The sequence below is a fragment of the Streptomyces sp. NPDC001927 genome, assembly GCF_053594455.1.
Genome location: NZ_JBSFEN010000007.1, coordinates 298862 through 321596 on the forward strand (window position 1 = coordinate 298862; position 22735 = coordinate 321596).

Consider the following 22735-nt stretch of genomic DNA (forward strand, 5'->3'; position numbering starts at 1 on the left):
CTTCTTCCAGACTTCTCCCTTGGAGCACACCATGACCGACGCACACACCGCCGGCCCCTTCATCGCGGCGATCGACCAGGGCACCACCTCCAGCCGCTGCATCGTCTTCGACACCGACGGCCGGATCGTCTCCGTCGACCAGAAGGAGCACGAGCAGATCTTCCCGAAGCCGGGCTGGGTCGAGCACGACGCCTCCGAGATCTGGACCAACGTCCAGGAAGTGGTCGCCGGCGCGATCAGCAAGGCCGGCATCACCGCCGCGGACGTCAAGGCCGTCGGCATCACCAACCAGCGCGAGACCACGCTGCTCTGGGACAAGAACACCGGTGAGCCCGTCCACAACGCCCTCGTCTGGCAGGACACCCGCACCGACGCGCTGTGCAAGGAGCTCGGCCGCAACGTCGGTCAGGACCGCTTCCGCCGCGAGACCGGCCTGCCCCTCGCCTCGTACTTCTCCGGCCCGAAGGTCCGCTGGCTGCTCGACAACGTCGAGGGCCTGCGCGAGCGCGCCGAGCGCGGCGACATCCTCTTCGGCACGATGGACTCCTGGGTCATCTGGAACCTCACCGGCGGCGTCGACGGCGGCCACCACGTCACCGACGTCACCAACGCCTCGCGCACCATGCTGATGAACCTGCACACCATGGCCTGGGACGACAAGATCCTGCAGTCCATGGAGATCCCGGACGCCGTGCTGCCGGAGATCCGCTCCTCCGCCGAGGTGTACGGCACCGTCAAGGGCGGCGTCCTCGACGGCATCCCGGTCGCCTCCGCGCTCGGCGACCAGCAGGCCGCCCTCTTCGGCCAGACGTGTTTCGCCGAGGGCGAGGCCAAGTCCACGTACGGCACCGGCACGTTCATGCTGATGAACACCGGCGACAAGATCATCAACTCCTACAGCGGCCTGCTGACCACCGTCGGCTACCAGATCGGCGACGCGAAGCCGGTGTACGCCCTGGAGGGCTCGATCGCCGTCACCGGTTCGCTGGTGCAGTGGATGCGCGACCAGATGGGCCTGATCAAGTCCGCCGCCGAGATCGAGACCCTCGCGTCCTCGGTCGAGGACAACGGCGGCGCCTACTTCGTGCCCGCCTTCTCCGGCCTGTTCGCCCCGTACTGGCGCTCCGACGCCCGCGGTGTGATCGCCGGCCTCACCCGCTACGTCACCAAGGCGCACATCGCCCGTGCCGTCCTGGAGGCCACCGCCTGGCAGACCCGCGAGATCACCGACGCCATGACGAAGGACTCCGGCGTCGAGCTGACCGCGCTCAAGGTCGACGGCGGCATGACCTCCAACAACCTGCTGATGCAGACCCTCTCGGACTTCCTCGACGCGCCGGTCGTGCGCCCGATGGTCGCCGAGACCACCTGCCTCGGTGCCGCCTACGCCGCCGGCCTGGCCGTCGGCTTCTGGCCCGACACCGACGCCCTGCGCGCCAACTGGCGCCGCGCGGCGGAATGGACCCCTCGCATGGACGCCGACAAGCGTGAGAGCGAGTACAAGAGCTGGCTCAAGGCCGTCGAGCGGACCATGGGCTGGATCGAGGACGAGGAGTAGATCGACATGACCACCCTGCAGAGCGTCCCCGCCCTGGGGACGCGACCGGCTGCCGGTTCCCTGCCGAGCCGCGCCGAGACTCGGGAGCAGCTTTCCAAGGCGACGTACGACCTCCTGGTGATCGGCGGCGGCATCCTGGGCATCTCCACCGCCTGGCACGCCGCGCAGTCGGGCCTGCGGGTGGCCCTGGTGGACGCCGGCGACTTCGCCGGCGCCACCTCCTCCGCCTCCTCCAAGCTGCTCCACGGCGGACTGCGCTACCTGCAGACCGGCGCGGTCAAGCTGGTCGCGGAGAACCACTTCGAGCGTCGTGCGGTCTCCCGCCAGGTCGCGCCGCACCTCGCCAACCCGCTCACCTTCTACCTGCCCGTCTACAAGGGCGGCCCGCACGGCGCCGCCAAGCTGGGCGCCGGTGTCTTCGCGTACTCCGCGCTCTCCGCCTTCGGTGACGGCGTCGGGCACCTGCTCAGCCCCGCCAAGGCCGCGCAGGACGTGCCGGAACTGCGGACGGACAACCTGAAGGCCGTGGCCGTGTACGGCGACGACCAGATGAACGACGCCCGCATGGCGCTGATGACGGTCCGCGCCGCGGTCGAGGCCGGCGCCGTCGTCCTCAACCACGCCGAGGTCACCGGGCTGCGCTTCACCCGCGGCCGGGTCACGGGCGCGGAGCTGAAGGACCGTACGAGCGGTGAGGAGTTCGGCGTCACCGCCCGCCTGGTGCTGAACGCGACCGGCCCGTGGGTCGACCACCTGCGGAAGATGGAGGACCCGAACGCGGCGCCCTCCATCCGGCTCTCCAAGGGCGCGCACCTGGTCCTGAAGCGGACCTCGCCGTGGAAGGCCGCGCTCGCGACCCCGATCGACAAGTACCGGATCACCTTCGCCCTCCCCTGGGAGGACATGCTGCTGCTCGGCACGACCGACGAGGCGTACGAGGGCGACCCGGGCCAGGTCGAGGTGACCGAGAAGGACACCGCGCAGATACTCGACGAGGCCGCGTTCTCCATCCGCGACCAGCAGCTCTCGCGCGATCTGATCACCTACGCCTTCGCGGGGCTGCGGGTGCTGCCGGGCGGTCCCGGCGACACCTCCAAGGCCAAGCGCGAGACGGTCGTGACCGAGGGCCGCGGCGGCATGCTGTCGGTGGCCGGCGGCAAGTGGACGACCTTCCGCCACATCGGCCGTACGGTCATGAAGAAGCTGGAGTCCCTGCCGGGGCACCCGCTCGGCGAGGACTACGAGTCGGTGTCGACGCTGCCGAAGCGGCTCCCGCTGCCCGGCATCGCCAACCCGAACGCGGTCGCGCACCGGCTGCTCGTCGACGGCCCGGCCCCCGGCCCGCGGATGGCCGCCGACACCGCCAAGCACCTCGCGACGCACTACGGTTCGCTCGCCTTCGACATCGCGCGGATGGCGAACGAGAACCCGGCGCTCGGCGAGCGCGTCCACCCGGACGCGCCGGAGATCTGGGCGCAGGTCGCCTACGCCCGGGACCACGAGTGGGCCGAGACGGCGGACGACGTGCTGCGCCGCCGTACGACGCTGACGATCCGGGGCCTCGCGACGGACGAGATCCGGGGCAAGGTCGACGAGATGCTGCGCAAGTGACGCGCTGATCTGATGACGTAAGGCTCGGTGTAAGGGGCGGTCTCCCTGGAGGCCGCCCCTTACGCATCCGTGTGCCGAGGCCAGTTCCTGGGTAGTCGATCAAGGCCGCGAACGGCTTTCGGTGGTGCACGAGGGCTGCGGACGGGCCCCCGGAAAGCCGTAAGGTTGGTCCGTACGACTGGAAAGACAGGAACGACAGCAACGTCGAAAAGGAGGCGCTGGGTGATCGAGCTCGAGGGGGTACCCGAGCTGATCGACCCGGTCATGGTGGCCGCGTTCGAGGGCTGGAACGACGCCGGCGACGCCGCCTCCACCGCGGTCGCCCACCTGGACCGGGAATGGAAGGGCGAGGTGTTCGCGGCGCTCGACGCCGAGGACTACTACGACTTCCAGGTCAACCGGCCCACGGTCTGGCTGGACAACGGCACCCGGAAGATCACCTGGCCGACGACCAGACTCTCCGTGGTCCGGGTCGGCGGCGAGAAGCCGCGTGACCTGGTGCTCGTGCGCGGGATCGAGCCGTCGATGCGCTGGCGCTCGTTCTGCAACGAGATCCTGGGCTTCGCCCATGAGCTGGGCGTGGAGATGGTGGTGATCCTGGGCGCGCTGCTCGGCGACACCCCGCACACCCGGCCCGTCCCGGTCAGCGGGGTCACCTCCGACCCGGACCTGGCCCGGACGATGGACCTGGAGGAGACCCGGTACGAAGGCCCCACGGGCATCGTCGGGATCCTCCAGGAGGCCTGCACGCACGCGGGCGTGCCCGCGGTCAGCCTCTGGGCCGCCGTGCCGCACTACGTCTCGCAGCCGCCCAACCCCAAGGCGACCCTGGCGCTCCTGAACCGCCTGGAGGACCTGATCGACCTGCGCATCCCGCTGGGCGAACTGCCCGAGGACGCGCGGGCCTGGCAGCTGGGCGTGGACCAACTCGCCTCCGAGGACAGCGAGGTGGCGGAGTACGTCCAGACGCTGGAGGAGGCGCGGGACACGGCGGAGCTGCCGGAGGCCTCGGGCGAGGCCATCGCCCGGGAGTTCGAGCGCTATCTGCGGCGGCGCGACGGCGGCCCGGGGCAGGGTCCGGGGCCGGCGGGACCGGGCATCGCCACGGAGGGCGGGGACACCTCGTACCTGCGGGACACCGGCGGCGGCCGGACCCGCCCGCCGAAGCCGGAGCAGCCGGGACCGGAGGCGCCGCCGGAGGCAGGGCCGGAGTCCGCGCCCGAGACTCCCCAGCCGGACGCTCCCGAGGACCGCGAAGGCGACGACCAGGACTGAGTCGTACGGGAAAGGGGGCCGCACCGATCACGGTGCGGCCCCCTTCGCGTTCCCGCTCGGCCGTCAGGCGCAGTCGAAGCGGGCGGCCGCCCAGTCTCCGTGGTCACCGCTCTTGGAGCCGTTGGTGTCGGTGATCCGCAGCCGGACGTGCCGGGCTCCGGTGACGTCCACCTGGACGGGCAGCGTCGCCGAGGCTCCGGTCAGCTTCGGTGAGGTCCACAGGACCTTGCCGTCCGCCTCGACCGAGAACGCCACCTCGCCGTAGCCGTTGATCTCGTCGTCGATGCCGACGTCGGCGGTGAAGGCGGTGCAGCGGCCGCCGAGGTAGACCTCGATGTCGGAGTCGGCGTGGGCGCCGATGCCCTTCTCGTAGGTCGTGCCCGCGAGGGTCAGAGTCCGGCCGTCGCTCGCGCCCGACTCGCCGTTGGAGCGGTCGCGTTCGGGCGGTCCCCAGCCGTTGGTGGACCTCAGCCAGGTCAGGTCGCTCGCCCAGACGTCGGCCGAGGGCGGCTCGGGCATCACCCCGACGGCGAACCGCTGGACGGCCGTGCGGTCCTGGTTGGCGGCGCGGTGGCGGACGCTCGCGGTGAGCGTGGCCTCGCCCGGCTTCGCGTCCTTGGCCGGGGTGACGGAGACCTCGACCCGCTTCGTGGTGCCCGCCGGGATACGGGCGACCGGGGCGGCCGGGGTGACCTGCCAGCCGGCGGGGGCCGTGAGCGAGACCTCGACGCCGGTGGCGTCCCTGGTGCCCGCCGTCACGTCGACGGCGACGGTGCCGGGCGCGCCCGCGCCCAGCTCCTGTCCGGCCGGGACGGCGGCGGTGGCCGCGGCGCCCGGGACGGCTCCGCCGACCGCGCTGGTGTCCTCCAGTTCGAGGGTGAAGGCGCGGTCGGTGCGCTGGGCGGGAGTCTTGACCTTCACCACTCCCCCGCGGTCGTCGCGGTCGTACCACCAGCCCTGGCCCGCGGCCTCGTAGGCGGCCTTGGAGGTGAGGCGGGGCAGTTCGCGCCCGCCGAGGGAGACCCCGCTCGGGGCGTCGCCGGTGTGGACGGTGAACTGGTAGGGCCGGGCGGTGGACTTGCCCGCGAAGGAGCCCTTGCTCGCGCCGATCCGTACGGTCACGTCGCCCGCCCCGCGCTGCGGCGCGCGGACCTCGGCGGTCTGGGTGGCGTACTGGCCGGTGCGGTGGGCGCGGGTGACGCCGTCGTCCTCGTACAGCTCGAAGGACGAGGTGCCCTGCGGGTAGATGTCCCAGGCGAGCGCGGAGCCGGGGGTGCGTTCGGTGTACGAGCGGATGCCGCCGGGCCACATCGGGACGGTGGCGCCGGCCCGGACGAAGAGCGGCAGGGTGTCGAGCGGGGCGCTGTAGTCGTCGACGGTGAGCGGGCCCTGATAGGTGCGGCCGCTCCAGTAGTCGATCCAGGTGCCCTCGGGCAGGTAGATGCCGTCGCGTTCGGTGGCGTCCTGGTAGACGGGGGCGACGAGGAAGTCCTCTCCGCTGAGGAACTCGTACTTGGCCGTGTCCGAGGCCGCCCTGGGGTCGTTCGGGTACTCCAGGACGAGCGGCCGGGCGAGGCCGACGCCGGTCTTGGTGGCGCGGTGGGCGTGCGAGTAGATGTAGGGCAGCAGCGACTCGTGGAGCTTCAGGTAGTCGCGGTTGATCGAGGTGTACGGCTCGCCGTAGCGGAAGGGCTGCTTGTCGTCGGCGGCCCAGCCGTCCATGGTCATGGTGACCGGCAGGAACATCTTCCACTGCAGGTCGCGGGTGTACGTCTTGGCGCTGCCGCCGAAGATGCCGTCGACGTCGCCGGTGGTGTACGCGAGTCCGGACATGGAGGCGCCCGCGTAAGTGGGGATCTGCCAGCGGATGTACTCCCAGGTGCCGGACTGGTCGCCGGACCACTGCACGCCGCAGCGCTGGGCGCCGGACCAGCTCTCGGGGGCCCAGGTGAAGCCGCGGGCGTCGCTGTGCGCCTCGATGCCGGCGTAGGCGTCCTTGCAGCCGTCGAGGGCGAACTTGTAGCCGGGGCCGACCCATGCGACGTCGAGCTTGGCGACCCGCTGACCGGCCTTGACCTGCTCGCCGAGCTTGTCGAGGCCGTCCTCGGTCCACAGCCCGAGCTGCATGCCGCGGTCCTTGAGGCCGTCGGCGGTCTCGGCGAGGTCCTCGTAGCCGCAGCCGTAGCCGTCGTTGACGAGCATCCAGCCGTTGGGCATGTCGTTCTGGACGTAGCCGTCGGCGACCTTCAGGGCGTCGAGGGTGTGGCGCTCGCCCCGGTTGGCGTTGTGGAGGTAGCAGTCGGCGTCGCCGATCTCCAGACCGTAGACGGGCGGCAGGAACGGTTTGCCGGTCAGGTTCGTGTACTGGCCGATGACGTCCTTGAGCGCGTCGGAGCCGGAGCCCGTGAAGTAGTAGGCGTCGAAGCGCTGTTCCTTCGCGCTGGTGGTGACGGGCTCGCCGAAGGCGTAGGTGTTGGGGGCGTAGGTGTTGCGGTAGACGCCGTAGCCGGCCGAGGAGAGGTAGAACGGCACGGAGTTGGGGTGGCCGCCGTCGTTCCAGTTGTAGTCGACGCCGACCTCGACGGTCTTGCCGCGGTGCGAGGTGTTGCCGCGCCCGTTCTGCATCCCGGCGCCGTAGAACTGCTCGTCGGCGCCGCGGGCCAGGGACTGGGTGGTGCGCTCCTGGGTCCAGCTGAGACCGGTGGTCTCGGACCAGAGCGGGGTGCCGTCGGCGCGGTACGCGGCGAAGCGGAGCGGCGACTTGTAGGCCCGCAGGGTCACCTTCGCGGAGGTGAGTTCGTAGCGGTCGCCGCGGTCGCGCCAGCGGGTCGGGGGCGGCGCGCCCTGCGACTGGACGATGTCCTGTCCGGTGGGGTCGGTGAACGTGCCGTCGGGGGCCAGTTCGATGCGGAAGGTCTCGTCGGTGACGAAGCTGACGCGGGCCTGGGCGCTGCCGGCGGTCAGCCGGTAGACGGCGCCGTCGGCCTGGAAGCCGGTGACGTCCCCGACGGTGGTCGGTGTCGGCTCGTCGGCGGACGGCTCCGCGGACTGGGCGCTGCCGGGGCCCGCGAGCACCGCGAGGAGCCCGAGCACGGCGCCGGCCAATGCAGCCTTCATGCGCAATGTTGATTGCATGGAGGGTATTTAGCGCAGAAACGAGCATCAGGGCCAGGACAAAACGGAACCGCCCCCGGACTTCGTGAGAAGTCCAAGGGCGGTTCGCGTCAAGGCAGTTGTACGGCGGGAGCTACAGGGCCACTCCGAGCAGGGCGTCCACGGTGCGGGAGACGAGACCGGGCGCGGACTCGTCCGTACCGCCCTCGGCGTGCTGCCGCTCGGCCCACCGGTCGACCGCGGCGAGCGCGGCCGGCGCGTCGAGGTCGTCGGCGAGCGCCTCGCGGACCTCCTCGACCAGCGCGTCGGCGGACGGGCCGTCGGGGCGGGAGACGGCGGCGCGCCACCGGTCCAGGCGGTCCACGGCGTCCTGGAGGACCTGGTCGGTCCACTCCCAGTCGGCGCGGTAGTGGTGCGAGAGGAGCGAGAGCCGGATGGCGGCCGGGTCGACGCCCTGGCGGCGGAGCGCCGAGACGAAGACCAGGTTGCCCTTGGACTTGGACATCTTCTCGCCGTCGAGGGCGACCATGCCGGCGTGCACGTACGCCTTGGCCATGGGGAACTCGCCGGTCAGCGCCTGCGCGTGGGAGGCGCCCATCTCGTGGTGCGGGAAGATCAGGTCGGAGCCGCCGCCCTGGACGTCGAAGCTCATGCCGAGGTGGTCGAGGGCGATCGCGACGCACTCGATGTGCCAGCCGGGGCGGCCGGGGCCGAGGCTGCCGCCGTCCCAGCTCGGCTCGCCCTCGCGGGCCGCCATCCAGAGCATCGGGTCGAGCGCGTTCTTCTTGCCCGGGCGGTCCGGGTCGCCGCCGCGCTCGGCGGACAGGTGGCGCATCAGCTCGGTGTCGTAGTTCGACACCTGCCCGAAGTGCGGGTCGGCCTCGACGGAGAAGTAGATGTCGCCGTCGAGTTCGTAGGCCGCGCCGGAGTCCCGGAGCCGCTCGACGAGCGGCACGATGCCGGGTATGGCCTCGACCGCGCCGATGTAGTGCTGCGGGGGCAGCATCCGCAGGGCGGTCATGTCCTCGCGGAAGAGGGCGGTCTCGCGCTCGGCGAGGCCGACCCAGTCGACGCCGTCGCGGATCGCGCGCTCCAGGAGCGGATCGTCGACGTCGGTGACGTTCTGGACGTAGTGAACCTGCCGCTTGGTGTCGAGCCACACGCGCTGAACGAGGTCGAACGCGTTGTAGGTCGCCGCGTGACCCATGTGGGTCGCGTCGTACGGCGTGATGCCGCAGACGTAGATACGGGCGACGGGACCGGGGGCGAGGGTCACTCGGCCACCGGTCGCGGTGTCGTGGATCCGGAGGTCGCGGCCCTTGCCGGGCAGGGCGGGGACCTCAGAAGCGGGCCAGGCATGCATGACCTGAGCGTAACCGGACACTCGTTCCGGATACGAACCGGATGCGGGATCTTGGCCGACGAGGCGCTCTTGCAGCTCGCGGCCGTTCATGCATACCCCCTGGGGGGTACGGCCCTCGGAGGGGCTTGGCCGGATTCGATCGGTCGGACGGAGCCCAGGGCGGCGCGGGCGCCCGGAGGTCAGACCGGCGGCCAGGGGATCGCCGGCCACTGCCCGGAGGGCTCCGGGTGGCGGCCGGTGGTGCGCAGGGCGCTGACACGGCGGCGCAGGGCGTCCACCTCGGCGGCCGTGAGCAGCTCCGCCAGTCGGGTGGCGAGCGGCGTCCCGGGGGCGAGGGAGCCGTCGAGCCGCTCCAGGACCGCGGTGGCCTCGGCGGGCAGCTCCTCGCCCGCCCAGCCCCACAGCAGCGTCCGCAGCTTGTCGTCCACGTGGAAGGTCACCCCGTGGTCGATGCCGTAGAGGCGGCCGTCCGGCGCGGGCAGCAGGTGCCCGCCCTTGCGGTCACCGTTGTTGATGACGGCGTCCAGGACGGCGAGCCGGCGCAATTCGGGGCGGTCGGCGTGGACGAGCAGGGCGGTGCGGTCCTCGCCGACCTGGGCGGGCCCGACGGCCTTCCACCCCTCCCCCGCCTCCTCGTCCTCGGTGAGGGCCAGCAGGCTCGCGCCCGGGTCGGCGTCGATCCACAGCTGGACCATGCCCTCGCCGTACGGGCCGTCCCGCAGCACCGTGGGCGGCACGAGGCCCCAGCCGGTGGCCTCGGAGAGCTCGTAGGCCGCGACCTCGCGCTGGGCCAGGGTGCCGTCGGGGAAGTCCCAGAGGGGCTGCTCGCCGGCGACGGGCTTGTAGACGCACTCGGCCTCGGCGCCGTCGAGGGAGACGGCACAGACGAGCACCGCGTTGGAGGCCTCGCGGACCTGGCCGCGCACGGTCAGCTCGCCCTTGGTGAGCAGGTCGACGACCGCCCGGTTGTCGAGGCCGCTCATGCTCCGCGTCGGTATCCGTTCTGGCGGGGGCACACATGGCCCTCGGGGTCGAGCGGCAGGCTGCACAGCGGGCACGGCGGGCGGCCGGCGTTGACCACGTCGAGGGCGCGCTTGGCGAAGGCCCTGGCCTGCGCCCCGGTGAGGCGGACGCGCAGCATCGGCGGCCCGTTCTCCTCGTCCTGGAGCAGCCGTTCCTCGGCGGCGGCGAGGTCCTCCTCGGACTCGGCCTCGAGTTCGACCAGCGCCTGCGCCTCGACGATCATGCGCTGCTCCTCGCCGTCCCAGGCGAGCGCCATGGTCCCGACCCGGAACTCCTCCTCGACGGGCACGTCGAGGGGCGCGGTGTCGGCGATGTCGGTCGGCGCGACGGCCGGGACGGGCGCGTTGCCGCCGGTGCGGCGGACCACCTCGTCGAGGAGTTCGTCGATGCGTTCGGCGAGCGCGGCGACCTGGGTCTTCTCCAGGGCCACGCTGGTGACCCGGCCGGCCGCGGACGCCTGCAGGAAGAACGTACGGCGGCCAGGCAGCCCGACCGTGCCGGCCACGAAACGCTCCGGTGGGTCGTAGAGGAACACCTGACGGGACACGTCCCTGACTCCCTTGGGTCTCGGCAGTGATGGAGGCCCGCGCTACAGCGGCCCGTCCACCCTACTGCGCGGATGGATCACGGTGCGCCCGCACCGCCCCCGACCTCGGCGGCCCCGTTCGGGTCGGCGCTCGCCTTGGGCGCGAGGGCCGCGAAGTCGCCGGTGTCGCCGAGGCGTACGAGGAAGGGGCGCAGCCGGGTGTAGCGGATGACGGTGACGGAGCACGGGTCGACGTGGATGCGCTGGAAGAGGTCCAGGTGCATGCCGAGGGCGTCGGCGACGATCGACTTGATGATGTCGCCGTGGGAGCACATGGCGTAGACGGCGTCCTCGCCGTGTTCGGCCTCCACGCGCGCGTTCCAGTCCCGTACGGCGTCGACGGCGCGGGCCTGCATGGCGCGCATCGACTCGCCGCCGGGGAAGGCGGCGGCGGAGGCGTGGGCCTGGACGACCTGCATGAGGGGCTCGTCGGCCAGTTCGGCGAGCTTGCGGCCCGACCAGTCGCCGTAGTCGCACTCGCTGATCCGCTCCTCGGTGTGGAGCGGCAGCCCGGGCCGGGCGTCCAGAAGGGGCCGCAGGGTCTCGCGGCAGCGCTGGAGCGGGCTGGTGACGACGGCCGCGAGCGGCACCCCGTCGAGCCGCCCGGGCAGCGCGGCGGCCTGCGCGAGCCCCCGCTCGTCGAGCGCGACCCCGGGCAGCCGCCCGGCGAGGACCCCGGAGGTATTGGCGGTGGAGCGTCCGTGCCGGACGAGAAGAAGCGTGGCCATGGCGGCAAGAGTAGGCCTACGCACGCGCGCGTGCGGGGTGTCCGCGGGTGCGGGCGGGCCTTGTACGGGGGAGAATGCGGCGCGTGATTGTGGACTCTGCCATCTACCGGGACGGGCGCCGCACGGACGGCCCCGCGGACCTGTCCGACGCCCTGGCAGAGGCGCGGGCGACCGGGAACGCCTTCCTCTGGGTCGGGCTCTACGAGCCGACGGAGGCCGAGTTCGACCATGTCTCCGACGAGTTCGCCCTCCATCCGCTGGCCGTCGAGGACGCCCTGAAGGCCCATCAGCGCCCCAAGCTGGAGATCTTCGACGATTCGCTCTTCGTCGTCCTCAAGCCCGTCGTGTACGAACCGGAGAGCGACCGGGTCTCCCTGGACGAGCTGATGCTGTTCGTGGGCGACTCCTTCGTGGTCACCGTCCGGCACGGCGAGGGCGCGCCGCTGGCGGCCGTACGGCGCCGTCTGGAGGCCGAGCCCGACGTCCTGAGGCACGGTCCGACGGCCGTCCTGTACGCGGTCAGTGACGCGGTCGTGGACCACTACATCGACGTCGCCGGTGAACTCCAGGTCGACCTGGAGGAGCTGGAGGCGGACGTGTTCGCCCCGGTGGGCGTGGGCCCGTCGAACACGGCGGAGCGGATCTACACGGCCAAGCGGCAGGTCCTGGAGTTCCGGCGCGGCACCGGGCCGCTCGCCGGCCCGATGGCCCGTCTCGCGGCCGGGGACGTGCCGTTCGTGCACGAGGGCTCGCAGCCCTTCTTCCGCGACGTCAGCGACCACCTCATCCGCGCCAACGAGCAGGTGGAGGGGCTCGACCGGCTGCTCTCGGACGTCCTTGCGGCGCACCTGGCGCAGATGGGCGTGCGGCAGAACGACGACGTGCGGAAGATCTCGGCGTGGGCCGCCATGGCCGCGGTCCCCACGATGGTCGCGGGGATCTACGGCATGAACTTCGAGCACATGCCGGAACTGACGTGGACCTGGTCCTATCCGGCCCTGATCCTCATCCTGATCGGCATCGAACTGGGCCTCTACCGGCTGTTCAAGCGCCGGGGCTGGCTGTAGTCCCCGCGGCCCCGGCGCGCATCCGGTCCGGCCGTTCTAGAACGCGGGGGCCGGGGTCGCGGGGCCGCCCAGGGCGTCCCGGCGCTCCGGCATCTTGAGGTCGACCATCTTGTGCCAGCCGGCGAGCCGTTCGTACCCGTACATGCCGTGGATCCCGGTGGCGAGCGCGCTCGCCTTGGCCTTCGGCCACTTCAGGATGCGGCCCATGTGGCTCATCACGGCGAGGCTGACGTCGCGGTAGACCTTGATCTCGGCGAGCGCCGACTCGCGCAGGGTGCGCTGGATGAGCCGGCCGTGCCCGGCGTACGCGAGGCGCAGCAGCTCCTCGTGGCAGTACGCGAGATGGTTCGCCTCGTCGTTGTCGATCATGTGGATGGCCTTGCCGAGCTCGGGATGGCTCCCGAAGTACGTGACCAGCATGTCCATCTGGTCGGCGGCCCGCTGCTCGGTGACCCGGCTGTGCGCGAGGTAGACGATGATGTCCTCCTCGCTCAGCGGCTCGTCCCGGCGGAGCTTGTCGTGGGCGAGGCCGATGCCGCCCTGTTCCAGGAGCATCGTGTAGTCGGTGTCGGGCGGCACCGGTACCGGTTCGAGGCCGCGCTTCTTCAGCAACGCGTTGAAGATCCGGCCGTGTTTGTCCTCGTCGGCGCCGTGCCGGGTGATCTTCGGGGCCAGGTCCCGCATGCCGGGGGCGACGAGGGCCGCGATCCGCGCGTTCTCCCAGCCTCCCTGGGACTCGCCGCTGGCGGCGATGGAGCAGAAGAGCTGGAAGGACTCGTCGTTGTCGATGATTTCCTGGAACAGGCTCTTGGCCGTGAGCATTGCAGCCACCTCCATGCGGGCGTCCGCACGCCGCACGTCCGCAGAGAACGAGTCAAGTGCGGTACGGCCGGGTGGGCAACAGGAGGGGCGGGCCGTTCGGCTGAAAGAAGGAGCGTTCCGCCAGTAACCGTGCGCCCCGTGGAGCGTTGTGCTGCATGACGGCCGTGGCGGGGAAGACCCCCCGAGCCCCCACCACGGCCGCAGACTTTCCGGCTAGGCCAGGCCCGCGTGCTCCAGGGCCTCGGTGCCCGCCCGCAGCGCCGCCAGCCTCTCGTCGAGGGTGAAGCCGGCCGGGGCCAGGGTCAGGGTCGTGACACCGGCCTCCGCGTAGGCCTTCATCCGGTCGGCGATCCGGTCCACGGAACCCAGCAGCGTGGTCTGGTCGATCAGCTGGCGCGGGACGGCGGCCGCGGCGCCCGTCTTGTCGCCCGACAGGTACTTGTCCTGGATCTCGGCGGCCTGCTTCTCGTAGCCCATGCGCTGGGCCAGCTGGTTGTAGAAATTCTGCTTCCGGCTGCCCATGCCGCCGACGTACAGGGCGGTGTACGGGCGGAAGATGTCGGCCAGGGCGTCGATGTCGTCACCGAGGGCGATCGGGAGGGTGGGGTGGACGTCGAAGCCCTCCATCGTCAGGCCCGCCTTCTCGCGGCCCGCGCGCAGCGGGCGCAGCGCCGTCTCCTCCAGGTGCTCGGCGGAGGGGAAGATCAGCAGCGCGCCGTCGGCGATCTCGCCGGTCTGCTCCAGGTTCTTCGGGCCGATCGCGGCGATGTAGAGCGGGATGTGCTCGCGCTGCGGGTGGACGGTGAGCTTGATGGGCTTGCCGGGGCCTTCCGGCAGCGGGAGCGTCCAGTGCTCGCCCTCGTACGTGAGCCGCTCGCGCGACATGGCCTTGCGGACGATCTCGACGTACTCGCGGGTGCGGGCCAGCGGCTTGTCGAACTTGACGCCGTACCAGCCCTCGGAGACCTGCGGGCCCGACACCCCGAGGCCGAGGCGGAACCGGCCGCCGGAGAGCGAGTCGAGGGTGGCGGCGGTCATCGCCGTCATCGCGGGCTGGCGCGCCGGGATCTGCATGATCGCCGAGCCGACGTCGATCCGCTCGGTCTTGGCGGCCACCCAGGAGAGCACCGTGGGCGCGTCGGAGCCATAGGCCTCGGCGGCCCAGCAGACGTCGTAGCCGAGGCGGTCCGCCTCCTGGGCGACGGCGAGATTGTCGCCGTCCATGCCCGCGCCCCAGTAGCCGAGGTTGATGCCGAGCCTCATGACCACACCCTCTTTACCGATCAGTAACGTCCCTTGGGCCGGACTCTAGCGCGCGGGTCACGGATCCGTCAGGGGGAGGTTGTCCACAGGCTCTCTCCGCGTGGGGTCTTGGCCAGTAATCTCGCGCCCATGGAGCAGAGGCATCTCGGACGTACCGGCCTGCGCGTGTCCCGGCTCGGGCTCGGCACCCTCACCTGGGGCCGGGACACCGACGAGCACGACGCCGCCGACCAGTTGAAGGCGTTCTGGGACGCGGGCGGCACGCTCGTGGACACGGCGGACGTGTACGGCGGGGGTGAGGCCGAGTACGTGCTCGGGCAGCTCATGGAGCGGCTGGTTCCGCGGCGGGATCTGGTCATCTCCACCAAGGCCGGCAGCGTGCCCGACCCGTACCGGCGGATGGACGGTTCGCGCGGGCATCTGCTGGCGGCGCTCGACGCGTCCCTGGCCCGGCTCGGCACGGACCACGTGGACCTGTGGCAGCTGCACGCCTTCGATCCGCACACCCCGCTGGAGGAGTCCCTCCAGGCGCTGGACATCGCCGTGAGCAGCGGCCGCGCGCGGTACGTGGGGGTGTCCAACTTCTGCGGGTGGCAGCTCGCGAAGGCCGGCACCTGGCAGCTCGGCGCGGCCGGTGCGGGGCGGACCCGGCTGGCGGCGACCCAGATGGAGTACTCGCTGCTCCAGCGGGGCGTCGAGCGGGAGGTGCTGCCCGCGGCCCTGGACCTGGGCATAGGCCTCCTGCCGTCCTCGCCGCTGGGGCGCGGGGTGCTGACGGGCAAGTACCGCACGGGCACGCCGACGGACTCGCGGGGCGGTTCGGAGACCATGGCCCCGTTCGTGGAGCCGTATCTCGACGAGGCCGCGAGCCGGATCGTCGACGCGGTCGCCACGGCGGCGGACGGCCTGGCGACGACCCCGCTCCAGGTGGCGCTCGCCTGGGTCCGCGACCGGCCCGGCGTGACCGCCCCGGTGGTCGGCGCGCGCAACGCGCAGCAGCTCACGGCCGCTCTGTCAGTGGAGAGCCTTAGTCTTCCTGACGAGATCTGCCGGGCGCTCGACGATGTGTCGGCGCCCGTGCACCGCTATCCGGACCAGGACTGGAGCACCTTGTGACCGAGCCTTCGCGGGAGACCCCGCCCGAGGCCACCGAGCCCGAGCCGGGCGAGACCGACGAGGCCGCGGCCGAGCAGGCCCCGGAGACCGCCGAGGGCGGGACGACGGGTGCCGACGGGAGTGCCGACACGGGCGCCGACGGGGAGGCGAAGGCCGCCGAGGTGTCCGAGGCGCAGGCGGAGCTGGCCGCGCAGCGGGAGCTGCGGGCCCGGATCGAGCAGCGCAAGGCCGAGAAGGCGGCGCCCGTGGAAGCGGGCGCGAAGCTGAGCGGCACGGCGGCCGATCTGCTCGCGGCGGTACGAGCGGTGGAGAGCGGTACGAAGTCGGGCAGCACGTTCTTCGAGGCACCGCAGCCCGCACCCGCCTCCGCGCCCTCTCCCGAGCCGCGCCGCACCGCGCCCGTCCCGGGGCCCGCCACGCCCGTCCCGGCCGCCCCCGCGGGGCCGGCGCCCGTGGCCGCCCCGGAGACGCTGGCGGCCGTGCGAGAGGTCCTCGCGCGCGGTGGGGCGCCGGAGTCGCTGACCGGCCAGGTCGCCGCCACCCTGGGCGAGGGCGCCGCGGAGGCGTTGCGGGAGGACCCGTGGCAACTGCTCACCGTGCCCGGAGTGCGGCCCGAGCACGCCGACGGCTTCGCCCGGGCCCTGCTCGGCGCGGAGTGCGGGCCCGACGACCCCCGCCGGGCGGTCGCCCTGGTCGCCTGGCTGCTCGAACGGGCCGCGCTGAAGGGCCACACGGCCCTGGAGGACACCGCCGTACGGACCGGGCTCACCGGCCTTTCCGTGTCCGACCCGGACGAGGCGATCCGGACGGCGGCCGCCGAGGGAGCCGTGCTGCTCTTCCAGGAGGAGCAGGCCCCCGAGGAGTACGAGGACGAGGAAGGGGCCGACGCCGAAGGCCCCGAGGGCGGCGAGCGCGCCGAGTCGCCCGAGGCCGAGGAGCCCGACCTGCCGGCCCTCCTGGGGCTCGACCGGTACGCCATGGCCGAGGAGAGCCTCGCCGACGGTCTGGCCCGGCTGGTCAAGACCGTCTCCGCGGAGGTCTGGGAGGGCCCCGAGCTGGTCCGCGCGGCCGGCGCGCACGGTCTGGTCCTGCACACCGGGGGCGAGGCGGCCCGCAGCGAGCCGGTCGCGCTCGCCGAGGCCGCCCGGGAGCGGGGCCTGCGGGTCGCCGTGGCCGCGCACAGCGAGAACGGGGTCGAGCGCCTCGGCGCGGAGGCGGTGACGGTCACCGCCCTGGTGTCCGGCGCCGCCGGTCCCGGCCGGGACGAGGAGGGCTCCCTGGCCCTGGACCTGCTGGTGGTCCTGGACGCGCCCCAGCTGGACGTCGAGAGCGCGACCACGCTCGTCGAGTCCCTGCCCGACGGCTGCCGTCTCGTGCTCAGCGGGGACCCCGGTGTCCTCGGCTCCGCGGGCGCCGGCCGGGTCTTCGGCGATGTGCTGGCGGCCCGGGTGTGCCCGACGGTCGCCTCCCGCCTCCCCGACCCCGGCCCGATCGGCGAGCTGGTCTCGGGCATCGGCATCGGCGAGCTGAACCAGGTGGAGGCGCCCGGCAAGGAGGTCGTGATCGTCCCGGTCCGGGACGCGGGCGAGGCGGTCCACCGCACGGTCCAGCTCGTCGCCGACTCGATCCCCCGCGCGTTCGACGTGCCGGCCGGGGAGACCCAGGTGATCACGGTCGGTCACGGCGGCTCGGCGGGCACGCGCGCACTCAACGGGGCGCTCAAGGAGCGGCTCAACCCCGGACCCGGCCGCTTCGGCGGCTTCGATCCGGGCGACCGCGTGGCCTTCGTGCCGGCCCCGGGGCGCACGGTGACCGGGACGGTCGTGGGCGCCGACGCCGAGGGCCTGCGCCTGGAGTGCGCGGGCGAGCCCCTCGTCGTAGCGAAGGAGCGGGTGGAGTCCGCGCTCCGGCACGGCTGGGCGCTCACGGCTCACCAGGCCGCCGGGATGCGCTGGCCCGCCGCGGTCGTGGTGCTGCCGGGCGACGCGGCGCAGGGCCTCGACCGGGCCTGGGTGTACACGGCGTTCGGCCGGGGCGAGCGCCATCTCTCGGTCGTCCACGGCGTGGACCAGGCCCTGCCCCGCGCGGTGGCCGAGGGCGTACCCCCGGAGCGCACGACGCGGCTGAGGCCGCTTCTGGAGGCCCTGTTGGCGGCCTCGGAGGACTGAGACGACGGAGGGGCGGGGCACCCCACGGTGCCCCGCCCTCCGTCGTGCTCCGCGGTACGCCTCAGGCGTCCTGCTCCTCCAGGTCGTCGTCCAGCTCGTCGTCGAAGACGGCGCTGACGTCGAAGCGGCAGACGATCCGCTCCGGATCGGCCTGCTCGAAGGGGGCGTTCAGCCACTCCCCCGCCTCGGGCAGCTCCTCCGCGGCCGTGACCCAGAGCGTGGAGTCGCCCTCCTCCAGGCCGAACTCCTTGTGCCGCGAGGCGATTTCGTCCGGTTCGTACTCCCCGAAGAGCACACCGAGCGCGGCGTGCGTGCTGACACCGGCGCCGGCGCCCGCGTCCGACCCGTCCTCGTCGCCCTCCAGATCGGTGATGCGCTGTGCCTGGGCGAGCAGCCGCTGTGGTTCGACGACGGCGTAGTCGCGACGGATCAGTACGCTCAGGGCGTGCGGCTCCTCCGGTCCGGCGTAGGGCGGGAGCGAGTCGTCGGCGCCCGGGATCTCGAACGGGGTGACCTCGTCGTAACGGTCGTAGAGCCGCTCGTCGTAGGCCTCGGCGGCCGCGGCAAGGGCGTTGAAGGCTTCATAGACGGCCGGGTCGTCGTCCCCCGAACGACGTTCGACCGCCTCAAGGTGACGGTCCAGTGCGGTTTTGACCGCCTCGGCGGCGGCGCGTACCTCGGCAGCGGTCGGCTGCGCAGCATCAGACATGGGACGCACGCTATCCGTACCGGGCCTGTGCCCGCACAATAGATGCGATGCCGGAATACGAATTTGTCGACGTGTACGTGCCGCGCGGTGTCTCCCGCAAGGAGGCGACGCGGCTTCTGACCGACCATGCCGAGTACGGCCACTGGGAGTTGGACCGCCTGGTCCTGCACCGGGACGGCAGCCGCAGGGTGCGGCTGCGCCGGCGCATCATCCGTCAGGTCCGCGCCACCTGGTGACATGAGAAGGGGCCCCGCCGTGCGGGGCCCCTCTGCGTCACGCGGTGGTTCTAGACCTGCGCGGACCGGCGGGAGCGGCGGTAGAGCACCGATCCGGCGAGCAGCATCGCGGCGCCGGCCGGGACGGCCACGCCGAGCGGACCGGAACCGGTCTGCGCCAGCTCCTCGGTCGCCTCGGGCTGCGTGATCGTGTGCGTACCGGGCGTGTTCGGGCCGTTCGGCGTCACGTTCTCGCCGGAGTCGCCCGGGCCGCCGGGGGTGCCGGGCGTGCCAGGCGTACCGGGGTTGCCGGGCGTGCCCGGGTTGCCCGGCTCACCAGGGTTCCCGGGGTTCCCCGGCTCACCGGGGTTGCCGGGCTCACCCGGGTTGCCCGGCTCACCAGGGTTGCCGGGGTTTCCAGGCTCGCCCGGGTTCCCGGGGTTCCCCGGGTTGCCCGGCTCTCCCGGGTGGCCCGGGTGCGTGGGCTCGATGCCGTTGCCGCACTCGTTGCCGAACGCCGGGTTGATGGCACCGACGACCGAGACGCTGTTCCCGCAGGCGTTCACGGGGGCGTCGACCGGCACCTGGATGGTGTTCCCGGAGGCGACGCCCGGGGAGTTGCTCGTCCCGCCCTCGGCCGAGGAGCCGCGGTGCTTGCCCGTGCCCGGCTTGGAGACGTTGGCGCACTTGTTGCCGAACGCCGGGTTCATCAGACCGACGACGTTGACGGTGTTTCCGCAGACGTTGACCGGCGCGTGCACCGGAACCTGGACGGTGTTCCCGGACGCGACGCCCGGGGAATTCGAGGCCGCGCCGTTCGCACTCGAATCGGCATTCGCATAACCACCACCGAGGGCGATGACTCCGCCCGCGGCCGCAACGGTGATCAGGCCCTTGCGTGTGACCTGTCGCATAGCTTGTTCCCTGCCTTTTCGGCTTCTGCCTTCTGGCTTCAGAAGAGGGGCCACCGAGCCCGAACGCCCGGGGCGGAATGCCCGCCGGCCCCGGAGTGCATGGCACGCACTCCGGGGCCGGCCTGGCTCAGACCCTCACGGGTCGAGGCACAACGTCAGGCGTTGACGCAGGTGTTGCCGAAGGTGGGGTTCAGCAGCCCGATCACGGAGACCGTGTTGCCGCACACGTTCACCGGGACGTGGACCGGCACCTGGACGACGTTGCCCGAGAGCACGCCGGGGGAACCGATGGCGGCACCCTGGGCACCCGAGTCGGCAACGGCCATGCCCGCACCCGCGAGAACGAGACCGCCGGTGGCAGCCGCAGCAGCGACGACCTTCTTGATCATTATTCCTCCTTGTTGGCAATGCGATCCCAGCCGCGGACCGCACCACCTGTAACGAGGGGGAAGTAATGGGGCTACGAGCCTATGAGTGCATTCACTCTTTCCGGTCTAAGGCGTACGTGCGGCCGATTATCGGAGACAGGTGAACGAGATGCGGTTCAGGAGGCGTCGATGAACCGGTCGAGCACACGGACGCCGAACTTCAGCCCGTCGACCGGCACTCGCTCGTCCACGCCGTGGAACATCCCGGCGAAGTCCAGCTCCGGCGGCAGCTGGAGCGGCGCGAAGCCGAAGCAGCGGATGCCGAGGTCGTCGAAGGACTTGGCGTCGGTGCCGCCGGAGAGCATGTACGGCACCGCCCGGGCGATCGGGTCCTCGGCGCGCAGGGCCAGCTGCATGGCGTCCACGAGGGCGCCGTCGAAGCTGGTCTCCAGGGCCTTGTCCCCGTGCACGTCCTCGCGCTTGACCCGGGGGCCGAGGATCCGGTCGAGGTCGGCCAGGAACTCCTGCTCGTAGCCCGGCAGGAACCTTCCGTCGACGTGGGCCGTGGCCTGGCCGGGGATGACGTTGACCTTGTACCCGGCGCCGAGCATGGTCGGGGCGGCGGAGTTGCGCAGGGTCGCGCCGACCATCTTGGCGATGCCGCCCAGCTTGGCGAGCGTCGCCTCCATGTCCTCGGGGTCGAGCGGGGTGCCCAGCGCGTCGGAGAGCTCGTCCAGGAAGGACCGTACGGTCTTGGTGACCCTCACCGGCCACTGGTGGCGGCCGAGGCGGCCCACGGCCTCGCAGAGCTCCGTGATGGCGTTGTCGTTGTTGGTCATCGAGCCGTGCCCGGCCGTGCCCTCGACGGTCAGCCGCATCCAGTGCATGCCCTTCTGGGCCGTCTCGACCAGATAGAGCCGCAGGTTCTCGTTGACGGTGAAGGAGAAGCCGCCGACCTCGCCGATCGCCTCCGTCACCCCGTCGAAGAGGTCCCGGTGGTGGTCGACCAGGTGCCGGGCGCCGTAGGTGCCGCCCGCCTCCTCGTCGGCGAGGAAGGCCAGGACGATGTCGCGCGGGGGCTTGCGGCCGCTGCGCATCCGGTCGCGGACGACCGCGAGGGTCATCGCGTCCATGTCCTTCATGTCGACCGCGCCCCGGCCCCAGACGCAGCCGTCGGCGACCTCGCCGGAGAAGGGGTGGTGGGTCCAGTCCTCGGCGTTGGCCGGCACGACGTCGGTGTGGCCGTGGATGAGCAGGGCCGGCCGCGACGGGTCCTCGCCCTCGATCCGGGCGACGGTGGAAGCCCGCCCCTTGTGCGACTCGATGATCTTCGGCTCGAGACCGACCTCCGCGAGCTTCTCGGCGACGTACTCCGCCGCCGCACGCTCGCCCGGGCCGGAGTGGTCGCCGTAGTTGCTGGTGTCGATGCGGATGAGGTCACGACAGAGGTCGACGACCTCGTCCTCGCCGGTGACGCTCCGGCCCGTGTTCGACTCGCTCACGCTGCTTCCTCCCACTACGTGCCCCACGTGCTTGCTGGTGGACGCCCCCATCCTCGCGCGCCCAACCCCCGGGGCCCAAGGGCGGCCGCCGGCCGACATCCGCCCGTCACACGGTTTCGGCCCGAACGGGGGTGGTGATCGACCACCTCCAATGTTTGCTATGGTTTTCCACGTCGGAACGGCCGAGCGGCCGGAAAGACAGACACCTTGTCCGGGTGGCGGAATGGCAGACGCGCTAGCTTGAGGTGCTAGTGCCCTTTATCGGGCGTGGGGGTTCAAGTCCCCCCTCGGACACCAGCGAAGGACCCCACGTCATGTGGGGTCCTTCTCGCGTTGGAGAGGCGATGGGACGGAGAACGAAGCGGCCGGTCGCGCCGCTCCCGCAGCGGGACGGGATCGACCCCGTGCGGCTGCGGCTGCCCGAGGCCGCCGAGGAGGGCTGGGCGACCGTCGGGGCGTACCTCCGGGAGCGGTACGGCGGGGCCGTCGGGGACGCCCGGGTCCGGGAGATGGTGCGGGACGGGCGGTTCGTGCGCGCGGACGGACGGCCCGTCGGCGAGGACGAGCCGTACGCGGAGGGGACGTACCTCTGGTTCCACCGGGACTTCCCCGCCGAGGAGCGGGTGCCGTTCGAGATCGGGGTCGTGCACCGGGACGAGCGGATCGTCGTCGTCGACAAGCCGCACTTCCTGGCGACGATGCCGCGCGGGCGGCATGTGACCGAGACCGCGCTCGCACGGCTGCGGCGGGAGCTGGGGGTGCCGGAGCTGCAGCCCGCGCACCGGCTCGACCGGCTGACGGCGGGGCTCGTGCTGTTCGTGGTGCGGCCGGGGGACCGGGGGGCGTACCAGACGCTGTTCCGGGACCGGCTGGTCGGCAAGGAGTACGAGGCGGTGGCGGCGTACGACCCCGGGGTCGCGCTGCCGGTGACCGTACGGAGCCGGATCGTCAAGGAGCGCGGGGTGATCGCGGCGCGGGAGGAGCCGGGCGAGCCGAACAGCGAGAGCCGGATCGAGCTGGTCGAGCGGCGGGGCGGGCTCGGTCGGTACCGGCTGCTGCCGATGACCGGGCGGACCCATCAGCTGCGGGTGCACATGGACAGCCTGGGGCTGCCGATCCTGCACGACCCGGTCTATCCGGTGGTCCGGGAGGACGGCCCCGAGGACTACACGCGGCCGCTGCAACTGCTCGCGCGGGTACTCGAGTTCACCGACCCGGTGACGGGGGTGGAGCTGCGCTTCGAGAGCGGGCTGCGGCTCGACGGGATGGACACGGACGCGTAGGGCCTGTCCGACCCTGATCCGCCGGACAGGCCCTGGACGCGGGAGACCCC

At 72.2% G+C, this 22735-nt stretch carries 19 protein-coding genes and 1 tRNA gene; 9 read left to right on the top strand and 11 right to left on the bottom strand.

What is annotated here, in order from left to right; translation table 11 throughout:
- Positions 1-31 precede the first annotated feature (31 nt).
- The 3 genes from glpK (at position 32) to ACWCO8_RS21210 (ending at position 4444) form a co-directional block, all read left to right on the top strand.
- Entirely contained in the window at positions 32-1558 is a 1527-nt protein-coding gene (gene glpK / locus ACWCO8_RS21200; RefSeq protein ID WP_451033505.1) for a glycerol kinase GlpK, read from the top strand.
- Between the two features lie 6 nt (positions 1559-1564).
- Positions 1565-3169 (top strand): glycerol-3-phosphate dehydrogenase/oxidase, encoded by a 1605-nt coding sequence (locus ACWCO8_RS21205; RefSeq protein ID WP_362004430.1) that lies wholly within the window; start codon positions 1565-1567, stop codon positions 3167-3169.
- A 222-nt stretch (positions 3170-3391) separates the two neighbouring features.
- Complete coding sequence (locus ACWCO8_RS21210; protein WP_451033506.1) at positions 3392-4444, top strand: PAC2 family protein; 1053 nt, start codon at positions 3392-3394, stop codon at positions 4442-4444.
- Positions 4445-4507: 63 nt separating this feature from the next.
- Here the strand turns inward: ACWCO8_RS21210 and ACWCO8_RS21215 are convergent, their stop codons facing one another.
- From ACWCO8_RS21215 to ACWCO8_RS21235, 5 genes are all read right to left on the bottom strand, one after another.
- Complete coding sequence (locus ACWCO8_RS21215) at positions 4508-7561, bottom strand: NPCBM/NEW2 domain-containing protein (RefSeq protein WP_451033507.1); 3054 nt, start codon at positions 7559-7561, stop codon at positions 4508-4510.
- Positions 7562-7691: 130 nt separating this feature from the next.
- Positions 7692-8921 carry a cysteine--1-D-myo-inosityl 2-amino-2-deoxy-alpha-D-glucopyranoside ligase gene (mshC, locus tag ACWCO8_RS21220; protein ID WP_362004422.1) on the bottom strand — a complete coding sequence of 410 codons (1230 nt, stop codon included), beginning with the start codon at positions 8919-8921 and terminating at the stop codon, positions 7692-7694.
- 179 nt (positions 8922-9100) lie between these two features.
- Positions 9101-9937, bottom strand: coding sequence for an SCO1664 family protein (locus ACWCO8_RS21225; protein ID WP_451033508.1), 837 nt, complete (start codon positions 9935-9937; stop codon positions 9101-9103).
- Positions 9901-10491, bottom strand: a complete 591-nt coding sequence (locus ACWCO8_RS21230) for a DUF3090 domain-containing protein (RefSeq protein WP_362004417.1) — start codon at positions 10489-10491, stop codon at positions 9901-9903. The genes ACWCO8_RS21225 and ACWCO8_RS21230 overlap by 37 nt, the downstream gene beginning before the upstream one ends.
- Before the next feature lie 77 nt (positions 10492-10568).
- Positions 10569-11258, bottom strand: a complete 690-nt coding sequence (locus ACWCO8_RS21235) for a histidine phosphatase family protein (RefSeq protein ID WP_451033509.1) — start codon at positions 11256-11258, stop codon at positions 10569-10571.
- 74 nt (positions 11259-11332) lie between these two features.
- Here ACWCO8_RS21235 and ACWCO8_RS21240 point away from each other — a divergent pair, with 74 nt between their 5' ends.
- Positions 11333-12325 carry a magnesium and cobalt transport protein CorA gene (locus tag ACWCO8_RS21240; protein WP_362004411.1) on the top strand — a complete coding sequence of 331 codons (993 nt, stop codon included), beginning with the start codon at positions 11333-11335 and terminating at the stop codon, positions 12323-12325.
- Positions 12326-12361: 36 nt separating this feature from the next.
- On the opposite strand, the gene ACWCO8_RS21245 is transcribed toward ACWCO8_RS21240, so the two are convergent.
- Together ACWCO8_RS21245 and ACWCO8_RS21250 are read right to left on the bottom strand one after the other, a co-directional pair.
- Entirely contained in the window at positions 12362-13147 is a 786-nt protein-coding gene (locus ACWCO8_RS21245; protein ID WP_451033510.1) for a ferritin-like domain-containing protein, read from the bottom strand.
- 213 nt (positions 13148-13360) lie between these two features.
- Positions 13361-14410 (bottom strand): LLM class F420-dependent oxidoreductase, encoded by a 1050-nt coding sequence (locus tag ACWCO8_RS21250; protein WP_451033511.1) that lies wholly within the window; start codon positions 14408-14410, stop codon positions 13361-13363.
- Between the two features lie 129 nt (positions 14411-14539).
- Between ACWCO8_RS21250 and ACWCO8_RS21255 the strand changes: the two genes are divergently transcribed.
- Complete coding sequence (locus ACWCO8_RS21255) at positions 14540-15526, top strand: aldo/keto reductase (RefSeq protein ID WP_384509378.1); 987 nt, start codon at positions 14540-14542, stop codon at positions 15524-15526.
- The gene (locus tag ACWCO8_RS21260; RefSeq protein ID WP_451033512.1) at positions 15523-17694 is read left to right on the top strand and encodes a helix-hairpin-helix domain-containing protein; all 2172 of its coding nucleotides are present in this window, start codon (positions 15523-15525) and stop codon (positions 17692-17694) included. Before ACWCO8_RS21255 ends, ACWCO8_RS21260 begins: the two co-directional genes overlap by 4 nt.
- A gap of 61 nt (positions 17695-17755) precedes the next feature.
- Here the strand turns inward: ACWCO8_RS21260 and ACWCO8_RS21265 are convergent, their stop codons facing one another.
- Positions 17756-18403: a hypothetical protein gene (locus tag ACWCO8_RS21265; RefSeq protein WP_362004398.1), complete on the bottom strand. Its 648-nt coding sequence runs from the start codon at positions 18401-18403 to the stop codon at positions 17756-17758.
- Between the two features lie 47 nt (positions 18404-18450).
- Between ACWCO8_RS21265 and ACWCO8_RS21270 the strand changes: the two genes are divergently transcribed.
- The gene (locus tag ACWCO8_RS21270) at positions 18451-18639 is read left to right on the top strand and encodes a DUF5703 family protein (protein WP_362004395.1); all 189 of its coding nucleotides are present in this window, start codon (positions 18451-18453) and stop codon (positions 18637-18639) included.
- A gap of 50 nt (positions 18640-18689) precedes the next feature.
- On the opposite strand, the gene ACWCO8_RS21275 is transcribed toward ACWCO8_RS21270, so the two are convergent.
- From ACWCO8_RS21275 to ACWCO8_RS21285, 3 genes are all read right to left on the bottom strand, one after another.
- Positions 18690-19532 carry a chaplin gene (locus tag ACWCO8_RS21275; RefSeq protein ID WP_451033513.1) on the bottom strand — a complete coding sequence of 281 codons (843 nt, stop codon included), beginning with the start codon at positions 19530-19532 and terminating at the stop codon, positions 18690-18692.
- A 155-nt stretch (positions 19533-19687) separates the two neighbouring features.
- Positions 19688-19921: a chaplin ChpH gene (chpH, locus tag ACWCO8_RS21280; protein ID WP_362004389.1), complete on the bottom strand. Its 234-nt coding sequence runs from the start codon at positions 19919-19921 to the stop codon at positions 19688-19690.
- A gap of 155 nt (positions 19922-20076) precedes the next feature.
- Entirely contained in the window at positions 20077-21402 is a 1326-nt protein-coding gene (locus ACWCO8_RS21285) for a M20/M25/M40 family metallo-hydrolase (RefSeq protein WP_362004387.1), read from the bottom strand.
- Between the two features lie 209 nt (positions 21403-21611).
- Here ACWCO8_RS21285 and ACWCO8_RS21290 point away from each other — a divergent pair.
- A tRNA-Leu gene (locus tag ACWCO8_RS21290) sits at positions 21612-21699 on the top strand.
- A gap of 47 nt (positions 21700-21746) precedes the next feature.
- Positions 21747-22685 (top strand): RluA family pseudouridine synthase, encoded by a 939-nt coding sequence (locus tag ACWCO8_RS21295; RefSeq protein ID WP_451033514.1) that lies wholly within the window; start codon positions 21747-21749, stop codon positions 22683-22685.
- Positions 22686-22735 lie beyond the last annotated feature (50 nt).

Bases quoted from the DNA above. Each gene is read 5' to 3' on its own strand.
- ACWCO8_RS21270 (WP_362004395.1), top strand. From the start codon at position 18,451: ATGCCGGAATACGAATTTGTCGACGTGTACGTGCCGCGCGGTGTCTCC.
- ACWCO8_RS21265 (WP_362004398.1), bottom strand. From the start codon at position 18,403: ATGTCTGATGCTGCGCAGCCGACCGCTGCCGAGGTACGCGCCGCCGCC.
- ACWCO8_RS21240 (WP_362004411.1), top strand. From the start codon at position 11,333: ATGCGGCGCGTGATTGTGGACTCTGCCATCTACCGGGACGGGCGCCGC.
- ACWCO8_RS21215 (WP_451033507.1), bottom strand. From the start codon at position 7,561: ATGAAGGCTGCATTGGCCGGCGCCGTGCTCGGGCTCCTCGCGGTGCTC.
- ACWCO8_RS21235 (WP_451033509.1), bottom strand. From the start codon at position 11,258: ATGGCCACGCTTCTTCTCGTCCGGCACGGACGCTCCACCGCCAATACC.
- ACWCO8_RS21295 (WP_451033514.1), top strand. From the start codon at position 21,747: ATGGGACGGAGAACGAAGCGGCCGGTCGCGCCGCTCCCGCAGCGGGAC.
- mshC (WP_362004422.1), bottom strand. From the start codon at position 8,921: ATGCATGCCTGGCCCGCTTCTGAGGTCCCCGCCCTGCCCGGCAAGGGC.
- glpK (WP_451033505.1), top strand. From the start codon at position 32: ATGACCGACGCACACACCGCCGGCCCCTTCATCGCGGCGATCGACCAG.
- ACWCO8_RS21245 (WP_451033510.1), bottom strand. From the start codon at position 13,147: ATGCTCACGGCCAAGAGCCTGTTCCAGGAAATCATCGACAACGACGAG.
- ACWCO8_RS21250 (WP_451033511.1), bottom strand. From the start codon at position 14,410: ATGAGGCTCGGCATCAACCTCGGCTACTGGGGCGCGGGCATGGACGGC.
- ACWCO8_RS21205 (WP_362004430.1), top strand. From the start codon at position 1,565: ATGACCACCCTGCAGAGCGTCCCCGCCCTGGGGACGCGACCGGCTGCC.
- ACWCO8_RS21275 (WP_451033513.1), bottom strand. From the start codon at position 19,532: ATGCGACAGGTCACACGCAAGGGCCTGATCACCGTTGCGGCCGCGGGC.
- chpH (WP_362004389.1), bottom strand. From the start codon at position 19,921: ATGATCAAGAAGGTCGTCGCTGCTGCGGCTGCCACCGGCGGTCTCGTT.
- ACWCO8_RS21255 (WP_384509378.1), top strand. From the start codon at position 14,540: ATGGAGCAGAGGCATCTCGGACGTACCGGCCTGCGCGTGTCCCGGCTC.